Source organism: Trinickia sp. NRRL B-1857 (assembly GCF_050470685.1).
GTDB lineage: Bacteria > Pseudomonadota > Gammaproteobacteria > Burkholderiales > Burkholderiaceae > Trinickia.
Window position 1 is genome coordinate 726,979 of record NZ_JBFLUK010000001.1, and the last position, 16,328, is coordinate 743,306.

Genomic DNA, 16,328 nt, shown 5'->3' on the forward strand with positions numbered 1-16,328 from the left:
TCGTGTGTTCCAGGAGGCGACACGTCCGATGACCGAGGCGGCCGAAGTGCGCGTCGGTACGACGAGGTTTCGGAAGTGGAGCCTTGCTACGGGGAAGGCGCGACGGAGACCGGCCAATGAACAAAATAATCGACGTCGCGATCGTGTTCGATATACAAGCTTTGAACGAAAAATATCGTAATGTGAGCCGCAATCCGAATGCGCCGACAGCTGTCGACCATGACGATGCTTGTTTAATAGCGGCCATGCGGCATGTGCCAGATCTGGCGACGCAAGCCACCGCCGATCTGGCACTGACCGCCCTCGCGGGGGATATCATGCGCTGGCGGACGGTTTCCTTTCCGGGTAACGGCGCGCAGCACGCCGTCGTCTACAAACTCCAACGATTCGCGGGACTGCCGACCACGGCGGCAGCCGAGCCGAGGCTCGCTCGCGCCTGGCGGGCGCTTCCGCGTCTGCAACCGGACGGCACGGTCGATCCGCACGACGGCGACGGCACGCGCACGCTTAGTTACAGCGTGGATTGCCATGTGACAGGCACGGGGATGGAGCGCTATCAGGTCTGGTTTTATGTCGCCAAGGGTTCGCGCGGCGCAGCCTTGAACATACAGGGATATTTCTATTGGGACCCGTCGATCACGATTTACGGCGACCAGGCGCAGGCATTCGGTGAGCGGCAATGAGCCAGCCCTCGGCCTACGCTAGAGCGAGTTCGCGCTCAAGCAATCGAACAAGAACGAGCGCAGCGCGAATTGTTGGTCGCCGCTCACGGATTCGAATTCGAGCCCGTATGCGACCAAGCCGTCCGCCGCACCGCTGTGTTTCATGTTGCGCACGACGGCTACCGCCTCGAATTGCGTATCGAGTTGGGCGGTGCTGATCGGAAACGAAACGTGTACGTTCGAGCCGATTTCGCCTATCGGATGCGGGCTTAACAGCGACATGCCTTGCACGCTCAAATCGCGACCGAGGCCGAGCCCTTGCAGCTCGCCGTCCGAGCCCGCAGAGGTGTAACGGACGGCAAGCCGCGTGTGCACGCGGGCCGCCTTGCGCTCGCGCAGGGAGCGCACGGCACCGGGCTCGGATAGCACGAAATAGTGGAAAGGCTGATCGCAGGTCGCCAAAATCGTACAAGAGAAGGAATAGACCGCATGCGCGCCGATCGCCACCGCTTGGACATTCTCTCCTACCGACAAAACGAGCGGCAGCTTGCCCACCCTCGGCGCCGTCACAAATAGCGAGCGGTCGGGACTGAAGCCGATGACCCTGCTTCGCCGCATCGGACTCGTCGCCGCGAAGAAGCTGCGCATGCCGATTGGGGAGCCGATCGAGAGCCGCATCTGGGCGAGCGTGATGGGCTCGCCGCGCGCGTCGCCCGAACTCGGGTGTGCGCTCGTGATCGGCCTTGCGGCCCCTGTATAAAACGAAAAATGTTCGACGAGGAAGCGGCGTTCCTCCTCGCTCGCGATGATCGAACCGGCGCGCACGAGCAGCGTGCCGTTCTGATCGAGTAGCGGCCAAGCGAGGGGCTCTCCGATGGGAATCGGTACCTCGGCGCTGGGCTCCTGGTGCATGGGTTCGGGCGTTTCGCTCATCGATCGGTGCCGCCGAGGCAGCGCAATGATTTGTTCATACGATCCTACTCCAATCGGCGCCCTATTTTCGAGCAACATGATGTTTGGGCTCGTTGTTCATTGACGTTCGTCAAATTCGCACCTGCTACGCATTAGGCCCGTGCCTTTGCTTATACGCGCGGGCGATTGAATCGATAACGTCTACTTGTTATGCGTATCGTGCGGTCGGTCACAGCCGAGCCATCGCGAGCGCATGACAATGGTTGCGCTGGTGACCGACCTAGACATACCAACAAGGAAACCAATAACCCGTCCTCGCGGCCGCCCGCATAACAACCAGTGCAGGGGGTGAGCCGTGAATAGCCAGAGACCGAGGGCCAAAGGCCAAACTGTCCGCCGCACCGCAGCGACGATCGCGTTGCTCGGCGGCGTTATGCTTGTTCCGTGGGCGGCATACGCCGCGCGTACGGGAGCGCCGCCGATGAAGGCCGCGCGCGCGCCTTCTGCGCCGCCGCCCTCGCCCGCTTTAGCGCAAATCGACTTCGCTGCGATGGTCGACCGCTACGGCCCCGCCGTCGTCAACATCAGCACCGCGGCGCCGCCCGACGCCGCAGATCAAGCCGATCGGCAAGTTGCCGCGCCTGGGCTCGATAGCCTCGATCCCGACGACCCCGTCTTCGCGCTCGCCAGGACAGGGACGCCATCGCCCGCGCAGCCGAGCGTCGCTAGTACGCCGCGCGTCGTATGGGGTACGGGTTCCGGCTTCATCATCAGCGCGGATGGTGTGATCGTCACGACCTCGCATGTCGTGAACCGCGCCGAGCAAGTGACCGTCACGCTGACGGACAAGCGCCAATTTCAAGCCGACGTCCTTGCCGTCGATCCGCAAACCGATATCGCTTTGCTCCAGATCGAACATGGGTCGAAGTTGCCCGTTATGCGGCTCGGCGATTCCTCGCGCGCGCGCGTGGGCGAGCGCGTACTGGCGATCGGCGCGCCGGACGGTCCGCAAAACGCGGCCGCATCGGGGCTGGTCAGCGTGACGCCGCATACCTTGCCCGATGGTTCGACCTTCTCGCTACTCGAGACCGATATCGCACCCGAGCCCGACGACTCGGGCGGTCCCGTGCTCGATCGCAACGGCACGGTAATCGGCGTCGCCGTCCAAGTCTATGCGGACAATGGCCGCTATCGAAACCTGACGCTGGCGATCCCCATCGAGGCCGCCGTGAGGCTGCGTGCGCAATTGCAAGGACAAGGCAAGCTCGCCGGCGGCAGCTTGGGGGCGCACGTGCAGGACATCGATCCCGGACTCGCCGCTGCCTTCGGTTTGCCGCGAGAGATGGGCGCGCTTGTGACCGACGTGTCGTCGGGCGCGCGCGGCGGTATGGCTAGCGGTCTGAAACCGGGCGATGTAATCACGCAGATCAACGGCAAACCGATCCAGCGCCAAGCGGATTTGAACGACTATATTTCCGCGTTGCAGCCGGGCACCAAGGTCGCGCTAACCATCGTTCGCAACAAAAAGACGATGTCGCTGACGACCACGATCATCGCGGGACGCGCCGATTCGAAAGAATCCGTTGTCGTATCGGATGCGGGGGCGCTCGCGCGATTGGGTCTCAGCGTGCATGCACTGAGCGACGACGAGCGGCGCACGGCCGAGCTATCTGCCGGCGTCGTGGTCGATGCAGCGACTGGCGCCGCTGCGAACGCCGGGATCCAAGCAGGCGATATCGTGTTGTCGGTCAACAGCGAATCGGTGGCAACGCCCGAGGCGTTGGATAAAGTCCTTGCGCGCGCAGGAAAGGAAGTGGCGCTTCTGATCCAGCGTGACGATACACGGACGTTCGTTTCGCTTGCGGTTCGGTAGGGCGGGCGAGCGATACGCTCACCGCAAGATCGCACGCGGATGGAACGAAAGGATGTGGCGCGGGGAGAAGCGATCCGCGAGTTGGCGTGCAAGCCGCCCGCCAACTCGCCCACCACTCACTGGCAAGCGCCGTCCACGATTTCGTGTTCCTTGTCGCACTTAAGCACGCCGTCAAGTGACGTGATATCCGACACTGTGTTTTGATTGTCGAGGCAGGTCATTTCCACGCTGCGCTTCTTGGCCAGCGAGGTCACCACGAGCTTGCGAGTGGTCGTACCGTCGTCCGAACCCCCTTCGGTCGTTTCCATCAGCTCGTAGCGATAACCGCCGTTGTTGAAGCCAACGATGAACGTGCTCAGATCCGGTCGCGAGTATTCGTCATAGCCGAATCGCGCCAAGGAATCTTTCAGCTCTTTCGGATAGACAAGCTCGATCTTACTGAGCTGGCCAAATCGATATTGCAGGAAACTATCCTGCTCAGTGAAGCTCTTCGACGCGCAAAGCGATACCGTCTTGTGATTCTGCTTCAGCTCGCAACTGAAAACCGTCGTCTCCTCGGCTTTGCAAAGCCCCGCGGCGTGCGCGGCTTGCATCGCGAGCAACGAAATCGATAAACATCCAAAAACGCGTGTCAACATTGCTTTGCCTTTCTCACTTGTCATAGCTGCTCTCGTAGCTATCGGTCCAGTACATATCTTCGGCGAGGAATCCGGTCTCGTCCTTCATCAAGCGGCCGGCGCGAACCGATTCTTCTTTGGCGACCTTTACCGTCTTAGCCTTGCCTTTGACCGTGGTTTGATAGCTTTTGACTTCGTTTTTCGAAATCGATTCGACGGCGGCGCGCTCGTCCGCTTCGGATTCGAACGGTACCTTCAACTTTTTGTTTTTCGCGGCTTCGACCAGCAACTGAGGGTTGACCCCGCGCACCCTGCATGCAACCGCGAACGCAAGTGCAAGGCCCGACCGAATGTTATTCGTTTTGCAGAACGACAGCGTCGGATTCAGATACTGATCGACCGCGTATTCCAACTGCGCTTCCTGGAAGTCGGTCACCTTACCCGCGTCCTTGAAGCGCTGCGCCCACGTCCCCTCCCAAAGGTCTTGCTTCGCGCCGCCTACGGTAATCGCGATCGGCTGCACCCGCTTACCGCGAATCTCGCTACCGACAGGCAAACTATCTTTCGCGGCGTCCTTCGCGATCGCCTTTCCGTCCTTCGTCCCCGAGATTGCATGCCAATGCTCGAGGCCCGACGCATAGTTCACGCCGGGTACGTCGATACCTGTCGTGGTCAACGTAAGCAGCTCCTGCCAGTTGTCGCCGAATGTCTCGACGAACTTCTGGTGGTTCTTCTGGTTGCACTTCGTCAGAACACCCCCCAACGGTCCTCCGTCTTGGGTGAATTGGATCACGCCATATGACAACCCAATATGGACGATCCGCGAATAGCTGGTTTCGATACCTTTATGAGTACCGTGGCGACCGACGAACTCCTGGTCCTTGTTTTCCGCGGCGAACGGATCGCTCCCGCTTTCGCACATCGCCACCGCTGCGATGATTTTAAGGCGCTCGTTATGGTCGAGCTCGGCACCCTTGAACTCGATCACATGAGGCTTTTTGTTCAGCCGTGCGATTAGCGCGTCATGATCGTTGTTCGAATTTTTGTTCTTGCGCTTTGGGTCGTGTTTAGGCGCGCCGTGTGGTGGTTGCGGCGCGGGATGCGGCTGACCGTTAGGCCCGGGACCATGCGGCGGGCCGTTAGGCGCCGGACCATGCGGTACACCGTTGGGCGCATGCGGGGGGCCACTCGGCGCCGGCCCCTGAGGCGCGCCACTCGGCGCCGGGCCTTGAGGCGCGCCACTCGGCGCCGGACCTTGAGGCGCATCATTCGGCGCTGGGCCTTGAGGCGCACCGCTCGGCGCCGGATCTTGAGGCGCGTCGTTGGGTGCCGGCGCTTGAGCGGGATCGGCCCGCGGACTCAGCGGGACATCATGTTGTTGTTGCACTTCCGCGGCCTCCGCGGCCGCACGCAGTTTTTCGAGCAGATCGTTCGACAGATCGACCTGGCACATATTGCCCGTCAGATCGGGCCAGAGAGTCCCGGTATCGCTGAATTCGTCGCGAATATCTTGTTCGTCGATCCCGCGCCGATGGAAGGGAGGGAAAGCATCGCCTCCATCCGGCGCAAGCGGCGGGATCAACGGATCGTTGTCTTGCATCATATGTTTTTCCCACTCAACTTCTTCAGGATCTCGACACGCAAGATATCGGCTTTATCGCTGATCGCGAGCTGCGCGATGCCGTCGTGATCGGTCATTCCGGTGACGGCTTGTCCGTTCTTCAAATGCACGCGGATCGGTCTATTCGGAACCGCATAGCCACGGTTATCGACCACCCAGACAGGTTGATCGTAGAGGTGATTGATCGGCAAAGGCGGATAGTTGTAATCCATGCTCGCCGGCCCGCTGAAGCTGCGCTGTCCGCCCTTCACATCCACCGTCCCCGGCGCATGAATCTCGATGTTGCCGTCTTTGATGCGGATATACGCGCCGCCCGACGTCAGCAAGATTTCCTGCTTGCCCGCCAGCTCCACCGTCTGCGTCGCCGACACGACCTTCACCGCTTTCTGCGCGGTCAACTCAATCCCATCGGAATGGGCCTGCACTTCGATCTTCCCTTTCGCCGCAAAAAGCTTCATCCCCGCGTTCTGCACGAACAAACTCAGCTTCTCGCCGATCGAAGCGACTAACGACTTCCCGCTAGCGATATGCGTACTGCCACCGGTAACGACATTGACATGCCGATCCGCCGCCACCGTGGTCGACTGCTGCGTCGAGAGCGCGATCCCCGCGGGACTCGCCATCAGCATGATCGGATCGGCGAAACCGTTGGCACTCCCCGTACCGCCGCCCGCCGTCCTACCGCTGTCCGACGCCGTCCCCGCCACGCTCTTTTGCGTCGCATCGGTAAACGTCTTCAGTGCGTCGTAGCCTTCTTTCAAGCTTTCCGCTTGATGCTTGACGCTGGCGTCGGAGAGCGCTTCGACGATGCTTTCGGAATTGACGAGTTGCGCGCTGGCCGGCCGTACATCCATCGGCTGTTTCGCGGAGGCCGGATGGCTCGACACGTACAGCCCTTGCTCGGCGCGAATCGCGCCGTAAGCGCTCGATTTCAAATCGAAGCCGCTACCGAGATACGCCCCGCGGGTATTGCCGGTGTGATCGACGAGGTAGCCGAGATGCAGATGCGAGTCGCCGCTCGTCGAATACAAATGAACGCGGTTTTGCCCCGTCGAGTCGTCCATCACGAGCTGATTGAATCCGCGCCCGCCGTATTCCTTCGATCGAATCCCCGACAACAACCCGTTCGTGTGCCACACGGGCGGCGTCGCGCCGCCATGCATGCGGCCCAAGATGACGGGCCGATCGCAATCGCCGCCCATGAACCCGACGACTACCTCGTCGCCCTTGCGCAGCGGAAAATGCCCGCCGCGTTTCGAACCCGCATCGGGGAAAGCCGCGCGCACCCAGACGGACGCGCGCTCATCGCCCTCGTTGCGCCGATTCCAAGGAAACCAGACCTTCACGCGATTGAGCGAATCGGTGTAGATCTCTTCGCTATCGGGCCCGGACACGATGGCGTTTTGCAATTGCATGACGGGCTTGCGATGCTCGAGCGGGCTGCGAAACGGCGTGCGGCGACGCTGCGCTTCGATCTCGACTTGAAAGAATCCTTCGCTGCCGTCCGGGTGGCGAACCTTCACGCCACCAGCATCTCCGCCCGCCGCTTGCCGTACCTCTGACCGCAAGCTTTCGGGGAAGTCGGCGACATCGTCCATCCCCGGCAGGTTGTTTTGAATCGTCCAGGTCGTCGACAAAATCGCGAATTGCCGGTCTTGCTCGGGCTCCTTGTCGTGTACGGGATGCCCGCTAAGCGTGAACCAATAGCCGGGCATCAACGAACGGCAACTGCCGATCCCTTGGAAACGCTTCATTTGCGATTCCCAAGCTTGCACGCGCACGGTCGACTGATGTTCGCCGCCGTCGCGCACGCCCCACGTATAGGCGCCGGTATAGTCGTACACCTCGCCTTGCGCGGGAACGTCGTCGCGCGTACTCAGCGCGCCGTCCACCTGCTTGGGCAAATCGGGCCGCTTATAGTCGAAGGTGCGCGTCGTCAGCTTCGCGCTTTGAATCTGCTGGCGCTCCTTCCACTGCGTAAATCCATCCACCTCTTCGCGCAAACCGGTGCGCAAAAAGCGCACGGTCTTTTGTTCGAGTTCTGGGACGAAATACAGATCGTCCATCAGCACGAGCGTATGCGACTTTCCATCCTTCGCTTGTTCGAAGCGGCCGAAAACCCCCGCTTCCTCCAAGCTGCGATGAACGAAATTCCAGTCGTCTTCCCACTGCACGCGATTCGAATAGCGCGGCATCGCTTCGCGCAAATCGAAGCGATACGCCCCTCGCGCCTGCGGGTGCTCCTCGAAGACGTCGGCCACGATTTGCTCGCCCGGCTGCTCCTGCCAATCGCGCATATCGCGGCGTAGCGGCAGAAAGCACATCCAAGACGAAAAGCTCAATTGATAGTAAGTGAGCGCGCCATCGCCGCCCAAGCGGCTGAACGCTTGGGCATATCCGTGATGCGGCAGATACGAGCCATCCGTCTGCTGCAACCAGAGCGTGACCGGCTGACCGATGAGCGCCTTGAGGTCGATTCGGTCGCCGCGCGCCGAGGCGGCGTCCACGACGAACTCGAAATGGCGCCCGAGGCGGGACGTGCCCGTCGCCTGAAGCGGGACGAGCCAATCCTCGCCCAAAGGCGTATCGAGCTTGATTAACCGATTGTGTTGCGCATTGCCGTAAAACAGCGCGTCGAAAAGCGGGCCGAACTTCATGTCGGCACTCCTTATTTATACGCAGACCGCGGGAATTCGTGAGGGTTGAATTCTAATAGAGTGCACAGCGGAAATCGATAGTCTCCTATTCAGTCCCGCCCAGCACAAAACTAGACCAATCAGTATAGGAATATATTTCCGAATACATCATTACAATTTCATTTCAATCAATTACTTTGTTGCCGATTCGCGATCGCGTTCTAGCCGGATCGACACGGGAGCGCCCTCCCAGGCGCTGCGGCCCGCGACGGATGCCGCATGGTCAGGCGTTCCGATGCCTTCGAAAATCGATCCCAATCAAGCAAGAGCAGCCGGTCTTCGACCCATCGGCCTCTCGCCGCCTGACACAACAACCTGACTACCGGAGAGCAGCGCGAGCTATCGCAGTCAATGCGCGCACGTTCGAACCATGGATACGCATCCACCGATTCGGCTTAAAGCGAAGCAAGCGCGTGCGGCGCTCGTCGCTTGCGCCCTCGCCGTCCTAACTTATGCGGCTTTGCGGGCGCAGCCTTCGCCGCAAATCCGGATTGCAGCGGGCCCTGTCGGCGGCAGCTTCTACGAAACGGCACAGCAGTACAAGGCACACATCGAACGCAAGGGTTATCGCGTCGAGATCGTGCCGTTTCAAAACACGAGCGAAATCGAAGCGCGCGTCGCCGACGATCGCTCGCATTTGGATCTCGGTTTTACCGCCGACAGCCGCGAAGGGACAAGCAACGCAAAACTGATCTCGCTCGGCGACATTCAGCTCCAACCGATCTTCATTTTTGAAAATCGCCACACCGCGAGCGCGCACCCAATTCGGTCGATCTCCGACCTGCGCGGGCTATCGCTCGTGTTGCCGCCGCGCAATAGCCTAACCGTCGATACGATGCTGCGCGTGTTCTCGTCGGGCGGAATCGACGAAGCTAACACGCGCATCGCGTTCTACCCGCTAGGCGAGGCTATTGCCCGCTTGAAACAAGGCACATTCGACGCGGGCCTCTTCATCCTCGCTGCCGATAGCGATCTCGTCGCCGATCTAGCCAAAGATCCGAACCTCGTGATGGTCGAAGTCGCGCAACGCGACGCGTTGGCAGCTCAGTTGCCTTATCTGAGCGAAGTCACGTTGCCGGCGGGCATCTACGACCTCTCGCACAACATCCCGCCGCGCGACACCAAGCTTCTCGCGGCGACGATTTCCGTGGTCGCCCGGCGTGATATCGCCCCTGCCACGGCGTATGCGGTACTCGAAGCCATGCGCGAGGTTCATCGCCGCCGCACTTACGTGAGCGATGCCGGAGCCTTCCCGCGCTATTCGGGCAACGGGACCCAACCGGACCGTCTCGTCGACGACTTCTATCGAAACGGCACGCCATGGATCTATTCACATCTGCCCATGGCCGTCGCGAGCGTGTTGGATGCCTATTTGACGCCTTTGCTTGCCCTCTGGGTCGTGCTGAGCGCCTTGAACGTCGTCTACGAAATGGAGCGGATACGTGCGCTCGGCCACATCGCCCTCGCCCATGCGGCGATTTGGTGGATCCGGCGATACCGTCGCCGAGGCGCCGTCCCGCCCGAAGCCGCGCTTTCGCTGGCACGCAAGCTCGCGGGCCACCTGACGCCCGAGGCAAGAGGCAGCGCCCGCGTGCTCGCGCAATTGCGCCGAGCCATCGGACATTGACCACGCAAACGGATGTAGTCGTTCAACCAGGGGATAGACGACATGAAACCAAACCTCATCGCCGACAAAATGGCCGACACCTACGACCGGTATTTTCAAAACGACGGCTACCGTGTCCGTTATCCCCGGCCCAATCCTTCGACGCTCGCGTACTTGTTGCGAAACGGCGCGGCTGGCGCCGAGCGCATCTTGGATTTCGGTTGCGGCAACGGCCGGTATGCGCTGGCACTGCTTGCGCGAAGCAACGCCGATATCACCGGATACGACATCTCGGCCGCGTCCCTTGCGCAATTCGAGGACGAATTGGGCCGCACGCCCTACGCCGAACGCGTGCGGCTGGTCCAAGGCAACTGGTCCCGCCTCGGCCGTTCGCCGCGCTACGACATGATTCTCATGCTCTTCGGCGTGCTGTCGCATTTGGGCGACCGCGCCACCCGCATCGAAGCACTTAGGCGCATGCGCGGGTTGATTCGCGCCGACGGCCGCCTCATCGTATCGGTGCCCTCAAGCTTGCGCCGTCGACCGCGAGAACTCTTGAAGTGGTCGCTCGCACGCCGCTTACAGGTAACGTTCCCGCCACTCAGCGAAGACGGCAACATCTACTTCACGCGCCATGTGGACGGCCAACCGCTCACGTTCTTCTACCATCTATATTCGCCTAAGCAACTGCGCAGCGAACTCTCGGCCGCGGGCTTCGCCGTCCAAAGCTGCGAGGCCGAAAGTCTATTGCCGGAATGGTGGGTCTCGCAGTCGCGCACACTTTCCGGACTCGACCGACTCGCGGCTCGCCTACTGCCGCCCGCGCTCGGCTATGGGATCCGCGCGCTCGCGGTGCCGGTATGACGCAACGTGTTTGCGCTCGCCTGCGCGCGCGTCGTCGATCGATTGGCCGGCGGCTTGCGGCCGCCGTTCTTCGATTCGCCGCATGCCTGCTTCTCTATGCGGTCGGCACAGCCTACGCGGCCAATCGCCTCGATGCGATTCGAGCGCGCGGCGAACTCGTCGTAGGCGTCAAGACCGACTACCCGCCCTTCGGCATGCTCGCGAGCGACGCCAGCCAGGAAGGTTTCGAACACGACCTTGCGGCCGACCTGGCGCGACGGCTAGGAGTCCGCTTGCGTACGATCTCGGTGAGTGCAACGAATCGCCTTCAAGTACTCGACGAAGGCCGCGCCGACGTGACGATCGCGACACTCGGCGATACGGCCGAGCGTAGAAAGATGGCCACCTTGATCGAGCCCGACTACTACGCCTCGGGCGTCGCGCTCATGACCCGGGCAGACTCGACGATCGAGACTTGGGCCGACGTACGCGCAGCGACGGTTTGCGCCACGCAAGGCAGCTATTTCAATCACGAAATGGCGAAGCGCTACGTGCTCGATCTTCAAATCTACGCGAACGGGCGCGACGCCAAACTCGCCGTACGCGACGGCCGCTGCGTCGGATGGCTGTTCGACAACACCGCAATCGAAGGCGATCTGCGCTCGCAGGCTTGGCGCAACTATCGGCTCGCGCTGCCGGCGCAGCTATCGACGCCCTGGGCGATTGCGGTCGCTCGGAGAGAAAACGGCGGCGCGCTAGCGCGCTTCATCGGCGATACCGTGGCCGACTGGCACCGGCAAGGCTTCTTGCTTGCCTTGGAACGCAAATGGGACCTCCCGCCGTCGCCGTTTTTAGCCGATATGCATCAGCTCTGGACCGCGCGCGACAGCGCCGGCCGATACGTGTGCACGCGCGCGGCGGATGGGCGCTGGCCGGTTGCCTGCCGCAACCCCGCCTTCGTCACGTCGGCCGACGTCACAGGTTTGCGGCGATGGGGTCTCGCCTTCGCCGAGCGCACGGGCATTGATCTCACGTATCTATACGACAGCTACGAGCGGCGCCAATTCCTGCGGGCCGCAGCGCTTACGCTGTGTCTAACCGTATGTTGCGTGGCCGGTAGTCTTGGCTGCGCCATCGCATGGACCTTGCTCGCCGCCGCGCCCATCCCGTTCGCAGGCGCGGTGCTGCGGATCCTTGCGCTGCTCGCTCGAACCACGCCGCCCTTGCTGCAAATCTACGTCCTGACGTTCGGCCTCGGCGCTATCTTGGCCGCGCATTGGCATCTGCATCCGAGCGCATTTTGGATTGTCGTCGTATCGCTGAGCGCGTATACGGGCGCCGGCATCATGCGAACGCTTCAGGACGCCGCGCGCCACGAACGCGCACGTGCGCCCGATTTCGCCATTCGCCCCGCAACGCTCGGCTTGCTGTTGCGGCGCTCGTATCCCGCCGTCACCGCGCTGCTCGTGAATGTGACGAAGGCGACGATGATGGCAAGCGCGGTCGCGGTGCCGGAGCTTCTGTCCGTTTCGACATCGATCGTCGCCGAACACGGCAACGTGGCGACGATGATGAATACGCTGATGCTCGCGTTCGCCGGTTTGGTCTGGCTTGTCCTCCATCTGTTGCAGTCGATTGCGCGGAGGTGGGTCGATGCCGCAGCTTGAATTCGCCGCTCGATCCCTCGCCGCGTGGACGCCCTACCTCGCCGGCGGTTTCGTATGGAACGTCGCGATCTCCTTCGTCGCGCTGCTCGTCGGCCTCCCCGCCGGCTTTGCACTGGCTTCGCTTCGCCTTTCGTCGCGCCCCGCTTTATCCCGAACCGGACGATGGCTCACGACTGCTTCGCGCAACGTCCCCACATTCGTCTTTCAGTACTACTTAATGTTCATGTTGCCGAATCCGCTCGCATTGCCGTTCGTTGCGGTCGCGGTCCCGGCGCCGGCGTGGTTGAAAGCGTCCTTGGCCCTCGCGCTCGCGATAGCGGGATTTACGTCCGACAATTTACTGGGGCCGCTACGCGATTGGCGGGCCGGGTCCGCGCAACGTGCACGTCTATTCCTCGCGCACCTGACCCATTATTTCGTGGTGATCGTCATGGCGTCCTCCACGGCGTCGGTCATCGGTGTTCCGGAACTCGTCAGCCGTTGCAACACAGTCATCGCCGCGCTTGGCCGTAGCGACGCCATGCTCTGGGTCTACCTATACGGCATGAGCTGGTTTTGCGCCTTTAGTCTGACTATGTCCGTGATAATCCCGACCCTGTATTTTCATCTAACGAATCGTTAGGATCCCAAAGCAATCGTCGAAAGAATGGAAATGGCTTAACGAACCCTAAAGTAACGCCGCGCTTCGCCGTCAATAGAATGGCAACGCCAGCTTTCGTATCGCGCCGACATGACGAGGGACGGATCGAACCGACCCAGTATCTTTTCGTCCCCGGCGTATCGGCGCTGCCATTCATCTTAAAGAAGCGCCTTATGAAGCTCTCTCTGAAGTTACCCCTCGCCTTCGCCGCGTTCTTGCTGTTGCTGTTCGCGAGTGCCGCCTACGGTCTGTTCTCGCTGAATCAATCGATCAACGAGTACCAATCCGTCATACAGGGGCAAGTCGCCAACGAGCGCGAAATCGCAAGCGCCCTGTTCAACTTCAAGATGCAAGTCCAGGAATGGAAGGACATCTTGCTGCGCGGCAAGGATCCGGACAAGCTGACACACGGCTGGGAAGCATTCGAAAACGACGAGCGTACCGTCGACGCGCAATGCAAAGACCTGCTCGCCAAGCTCCCCGAGGGGGCCGCGCGAAACTTGGTCCAGCAATTCTTGAGTGCACACGAGACGATGGGTCAGGGTTATCGCAAGGGGCTCGAGGCCTTCAAGGCAGCCCAGTTCGATCCGACGGCCGGCGACCACGTGGTCGCGGGCGTCGATCGTCAGCCCGCGACGTTGCTGGCGCAGGCCGCCCATGAGATCGCCGCGCTCGCCGCGGACGCCTCGGCGCAAGCAGCCGTCAACGCACGCCGTGCGTCCATGATCAGTACGTCGCTTATGCTCGTTGCCCTCGCGGCCGGCCTGGCCGGTGCGATCGCGTTCAGTAGGACGATCACCCATCCGCTCAATCGCGCCGTCGGCGTCGCGCGCACGGTCGCGACGGGCGATCTTTCTACCGAGATTCACTCCGACAGCGCGGATGAGATCGGCGAGTTGCTCGTCGCACTGCACGAGATGCAAGCAAACCTCTCGAAAGTCGTCAGCAGCGTCCGGCGCAATGCCGAATGTGTCGCGGCCGCGAGTTCCGAAATCGCAGCGGGCAATCTGAACTTGTCTCAGCGCACTGAAGAGCAAGCGGCTGCGCTGCAAGAGACGGCAGCAAGCATGGAGGAGCTGACGGGTACGGTGCGGCGTACGTCGACCAATGCAAACGATGCGTCCTCGCTCGCCGAAAAAGCCTCGCTAATCGCCCATCAAGGCGGCGAAGCAATGGGCCGCGTCGTCGGGACGATGGGCGACATTTCGGCCAGCTCATCAAAAATGGGCGAAATTATCAGCGTGATCGAAGGCATTGCGTTCCAGACCAACATCCTGGCACTCAATGCGGCAGTCGAGGCGGCGCGAGCGGGCGAACAGGGCCGAGGCTTCGCCGTTGTCGCAGGTGAGGTTCGTACACTCGCGCAACGTAGCGCGAACGCGGCGCGCGAAATTAAAACACTGATCGAAGAGTCGACCGGGAGCGTACAGGCGGGTGCGGAAATCGTACGCGGCGCGGGTGGCGTGATCGGCCAAATCGTCGAATCGGTCCAACAGGTGACGACTATCGTGTCGGATATCTCCTCCGCCTGCTCTGATCAAACTAACGGCATCGAGCAGATCAACATTGCAGTCACGCAGATGGACGAAGTCACGCAGCAAAACGCCGCGCTCGTCGAACAGGCGTCGGCCGCCGCGCAGGCCATGGCCGAGCAAGCCGAAGCCCTGCGCTCGACAGTGGAAGTGTTCAAGCTCAAGGCCGCTTAATCGGTCGACCAGTGGCACGCTAAGTCTAAGCACCGCCTAACCGGTTGCTAGGCGCTTAAGGCAAGGCGCATCACGCCGAATCGTTTTGTTCGACGAGATGCGTCATCCCGCGCGCACGATCGTCCCGCGATGCACTCGCATTTGTATTCGAACTCGTACTCGCACTCGGTTGCGCCTTGGGTTGCTCATCGAGTACCGGGCGCCCAAAAATAGCGCCGAGCAAACCGGTGCGCCAAGCGAAGATCAACAGCGTCGTCGACAGCGTGCCCTCACCGATCACGCGCGCAAGCGCCATCCCCACCGCGCCGTAGGTCGGCGCGAGCAACAGTGCCGACGTGAGGTTGGCCGCTGCCGACATCAATCCTGCCACGGCCATCAAGCGATCTTTCTTACGCGGCAACAGGATATAAAACCCGACGAACTGATTGAACGCCGAGAACGGAAACATCCAGGCAAAGCATTGCAGGACGTGCGCACTCGGCTTGAACGCGGCGCCCAGGATCAGCGGCAACACGTACGGCGACAACACGAGCGCGCCCCCGAGCGCAAGAAATCCATAGCCGAGGAGCAACGCCGCGCCACGCCGCGTCGTCACGCGCGCGCCGTGATGATCGTTCTGTGCGATCTGCCGCGAGATCGTCGGAATGAAGACCTGCGAGGCCGGTCCCATGAGACTCAAGCCGATGGTAGCGAATCGTTCGGCCGCGCCGTAGTAGCCGACCTGCGTAGGCGTCGAAAGCAGGGTCAGCAAGTAGGTCGACGCCGACGTCAGCACGACCGACCCCGTCGAGTACAAGAACAGCATCGTCGAATCGCGCATGAGCCCGGGCACGCCGCGCAGACTGACCTTTGGCCAACCGATCTCCTTCACGGTCAGCTGGTACGCGATCACGGTCGTGCAAATGCCGGCCACCAGCAGGCTCGCGAGCACCATCGTCGAATCGCTCGGTCCGTGAACGAGCCATAAAACGAGTACGAGACTCATCGCGAAGCCAACCACCTCGAGAATGATCGGCGTGCGAAAACGCTGTCTTCCTTGAAATAGCCAGCTCACGTTGCAACCGTTGAGCACACCCAACAGCGTGGCGAATATTCCGATCAGCGGACGCTGCGACAGCACGGGCGAACAGAACGTGGCGACCAATCCGATGACGCCGCCGAGGCTGCCCATCGCCATGCGCGCGCTCATGTGCAGCGAGAAGATGTGATGGTGCTCGTGCTTTTCATGCACACGCGACGCGTCGCGCATGCCGACAAACGTGAAGCCGAAGCTTACGAGCATCCAGATGACGTTCATCAACGACATAGCCGCGAGCACGCGGCCGTACTCGGTCACGCCGAGCACACGCCCATAGAACGGGATGACCACCAGGAGGTACAAGTACCTCATGATGTAGCCGGCGTACACGAAAACGAGTACGCGGGTGTTCTCTTTCTTGTCCATAGCAATATTTCATAGACCGCCGCCCTTGAAGCGACGCGGAC

At 61.4% G+C, this 16,328-nt stretch carries 12 protein-coding genes; 7 read left to right on the forward strand and 5 right to left on the reverse strand.

Translation table 11 applies throughout. From position 1 onward, the window contains the following. Positions 1-116: 116 nt before the first annotated feature. Positions 117-683, forward strand: coding sequence for an AidA/PixA family protein (locus tag AB1286_RS03285; protein ID WP_430361915.1), 567 nt, complete (start codon positions 117-119; stop codon positions 681-683). A gap of 18 nt (positions 684-701) precedes the next feature. Here AB1286_RS03285 and AB1286_RS03290 read toward each other — a convergent pair whose 3' ends face one another. After that, positions 702-1,595 carry a flagellar brake protein gene (locus tag AB1286_RS03290; RefSeq protein WP_430361916.1) on the reverse strand — a complete coding sequence of 298 codons (894 nt, stop codon included), beginning with the start codon at positions 1,593-1,595 and terminating at the stop codon, positions 702-704. A gap of 412 nt (positions 1,596-2,007) precedes the next feature. Here AB1286_RS03290 and AB1286_RS03295 point away from each other — a divergent pair, with 412 nt between their 5' ends. After that, entirely contained in the window at positions 2,008-3,447 is a 1,440-nt protein-coding gene (locus AB1286_RS03295) for a trypsin-like peptidase domain-containing protein (RefSeq protein WP_430361917.1), read from the forward strand. Positions 3,448-3,563: 116 nt separating this feature from the next. Here AB1286_RS03295 and AB1286_RS03300 read toward each other — a convergent pair whose 3' ends face one another. Genes AB1286_RS03300 through AB1286_RS03310 form a run of 3 tightly spaced genes read right to left on the reverse strand, consistent with a single transcriptional unit; the run spans position 3,564 to position 8,342 of the window. After that, positions 3,564-4,085, reverse strand: a complete 522-nt coding sequence (locus tag AB1286_RS03300) for a hypothetical protein (RefSeq protein WP_430361918.1) — start codon at positions 4,083-4,085, stop codon at positions 3,564-3,566. 13 nt (positions 4,086-4,098) lie between these two features. Continuing rightward, positions 4,099-5,667, reverse strand: a complete 1,569-nt coding sequence (locus AB1286_RS03305; RefSeq protein WP_430361919.1) for a hypothetical protein — start codon at positions 5,665-5,667, stop codon at positions 4,099-4,101. Next, positions 5,664-8,342, reverse strand: a complete 2,679-nt coding sequence (locus AB1286_RS03310) for a type VI secretion system Vgr family protein (RefSeq protein ID WP_430361920.1) — start codon at positions 8,340-8,342, stop codon at positions 5,664-5,666. The genes AB1286_RS03305 and AB1286_RS03310 overlap by 4 nt, the downstream gene beginning before the upstream one ends. Before the next feature lie 409 nt (positions 8,343-8,751). Here AB1286_RS03310 and AB1286_RS03315 point away from each other — a divergent pair, with 409 nt between their 5' ends. From AB1286_RS03315 to AB1286_RS03335, 5 genes are all read left to right on the forward strand, one after another. Continuing rightward, positions 8,752-10,008, forward strand: a complete 1,257-nt coding sequence (locus tag AB1286_RS03315) for a TAXI family TRAP transporter solute-binding subunit (protein WP_430361921.1) — start codon at positions 8,752-8,754, stop codon at positions 10,006-10,008. Between the two features lie 42 nt (positions 10,009-10,050). Continuing rightward, positions 10,051-10,851, forward strand: coding sequence for a class I SAM-dependent methyltransferase (locus AB1286_RS03320; protein WP_430361922.1), 801 nt, complete (start codon positions 10,051-10,053; stop codon positions 10,849-10,851). Continuing rightward, positions 10,848-12,497, forward strand: coding sequence for a transporter substrate-binding domain-containing protein (locus tag AB1286_RS03325; protein ID WP_430361923.1), 1,650 nt, complete (start codon positions 10,848-10,850; stop codon positions 12,495-12,497). Before AB1286_RS03320 ends, AB1286_RS03325 begins: the two co-directional genes overlap by 4 nt. Continuing rightward, complete coding sequence (locus tag AB1286_RS03330) at positions 12,484-13,119, forward strand: polar amino acid ABC transporter permease (protein WP_430361924.1); 636 nt, start codon at positions 12,484-12,486, stop codon at positions 13,117-13,119. The genes AB1286_RS03325 and AB1286_RS03330 overlap by 14 nt, the downstream gene beginning before the upstream one ends. A 191-nt stretch (positions 13,120-13,310) precedes the next feature. Then, positions 13,311-14,843, forward strand: a complete 1,533-nt coding sequence (locus AB1286_RS03335; protein WP_430361925.1) for a methyl-accepting chemotaxis protein — start codon at positions 13,311-13,313, stop codon at positions 14,841-14,843. 70 nt (positions 14,844-14,913) lie between these two features. On the opposite strand, the gene AB1286_RS03340 is transcribed toward AB1286_RS03335, so the two are convergent. Beyond that, positions 14,914-16,287: a lipopolysaccharide biosynthesis protein gene (locus AB1286_RS03340; RefSeq protein WP_430361926.1), complete on the reverse strand. Its 1,374-nt coding sequence runs from the start codon at positions 16,285-16,287 to the stop codon at positions 14,914-14,916. Positions 16,288-16,328 lie beyond the last annotated feature (41 nt).

Excerpts from the sequence above, each read along its gene's own strand:
- AB1286_RS03290 (WP_430361916.1), bottom strand. The coding sequence starts at position 1,595 with ATGAGCGAAACGCCCGAACCCATGCACCAGGAGCCCAGCGCCGAGGTA.
- AB1286_RS03315 (WP_430361921.1), top strand. The coding sequence starts at position 8,752 with ATGGATACGCATCCACCGATTCGGCTTAAAGCGAAGCAAGCGCGTGCG.
- AB1286_RS03320 (WP_430361922.1), top strand. The coding sequence starts at position 10,051 with ATGAAACCAAACCTCATCGCCGACAAAATGGCCGACACCTACGACCGG.
- AB1286_RS03330 (WP_430361924.1), top strand. The coding sequence starts at position 12,484 with ATGCCGCAGCTTGAATTCGCCGCTCGATCCCTCGCCGCGTGGACGCCC.
- AB1286_RS03310 (WP_430361920.1), bottom strand. The coding sequence starts at position 8,342 with ATGAAGTTCGGCCCGCTTTTCGACGCGCTGTTTTACGGCAATGCGCAA.
- AB1286_RS03335 (WP_430361925.1), top strand. The coding sequence starts at position 13,311 with ATGAAGCTCTCTCTGAAGTTACCCCTCGCCTTCGCCGCGTTCTTGCTG.
- AB1286_RS03305 (WP_430361919.1), bottom strand. The coding sequence starts at position 5,667 with ATGATGCAAGACAACGATCCGTTGATCCCGCCGCTTGCGCCGGATGGA.
- AB1286_RS03340 (WP_430361926.1), bottom strand. The coding sequence starts at position 16,287 with ATGGACAAGAAAGAGAACACCCGCGTACTCGTTTTCGTGTACGCCGGC.
- AB1286_RS03300 (WP_430361918.1), bottom strand. The coding sequence starts at position 4,085 with ATGTTGACACGCGTTTTTGGATGTTTATCGATTTCGTTGCTCGCGATG.
- AB1286_RS03295 (WP_430361917.1), top strand. The coding sequence starts at position 2,008 with ATGCTTGTTCCGTGGGCGGCATACGCCGCGCGTACGGGAGCGCCGCCG.
- AB1286_RS03325 (WP_430361923.1), top strand. The coding sequence starts at position 10,848 with ATGACGCAACGTGTTTGCGCTCGCCTGCGCGCGCGTCGTCGATCGATT.
- AB1286_RS03285 (WP_430361915.1), top strand. The coding sequence starts at position 117 with ATGAACAAAATAATCGACGTCGCGATCGTGTTCGATATACAAGCTTTG.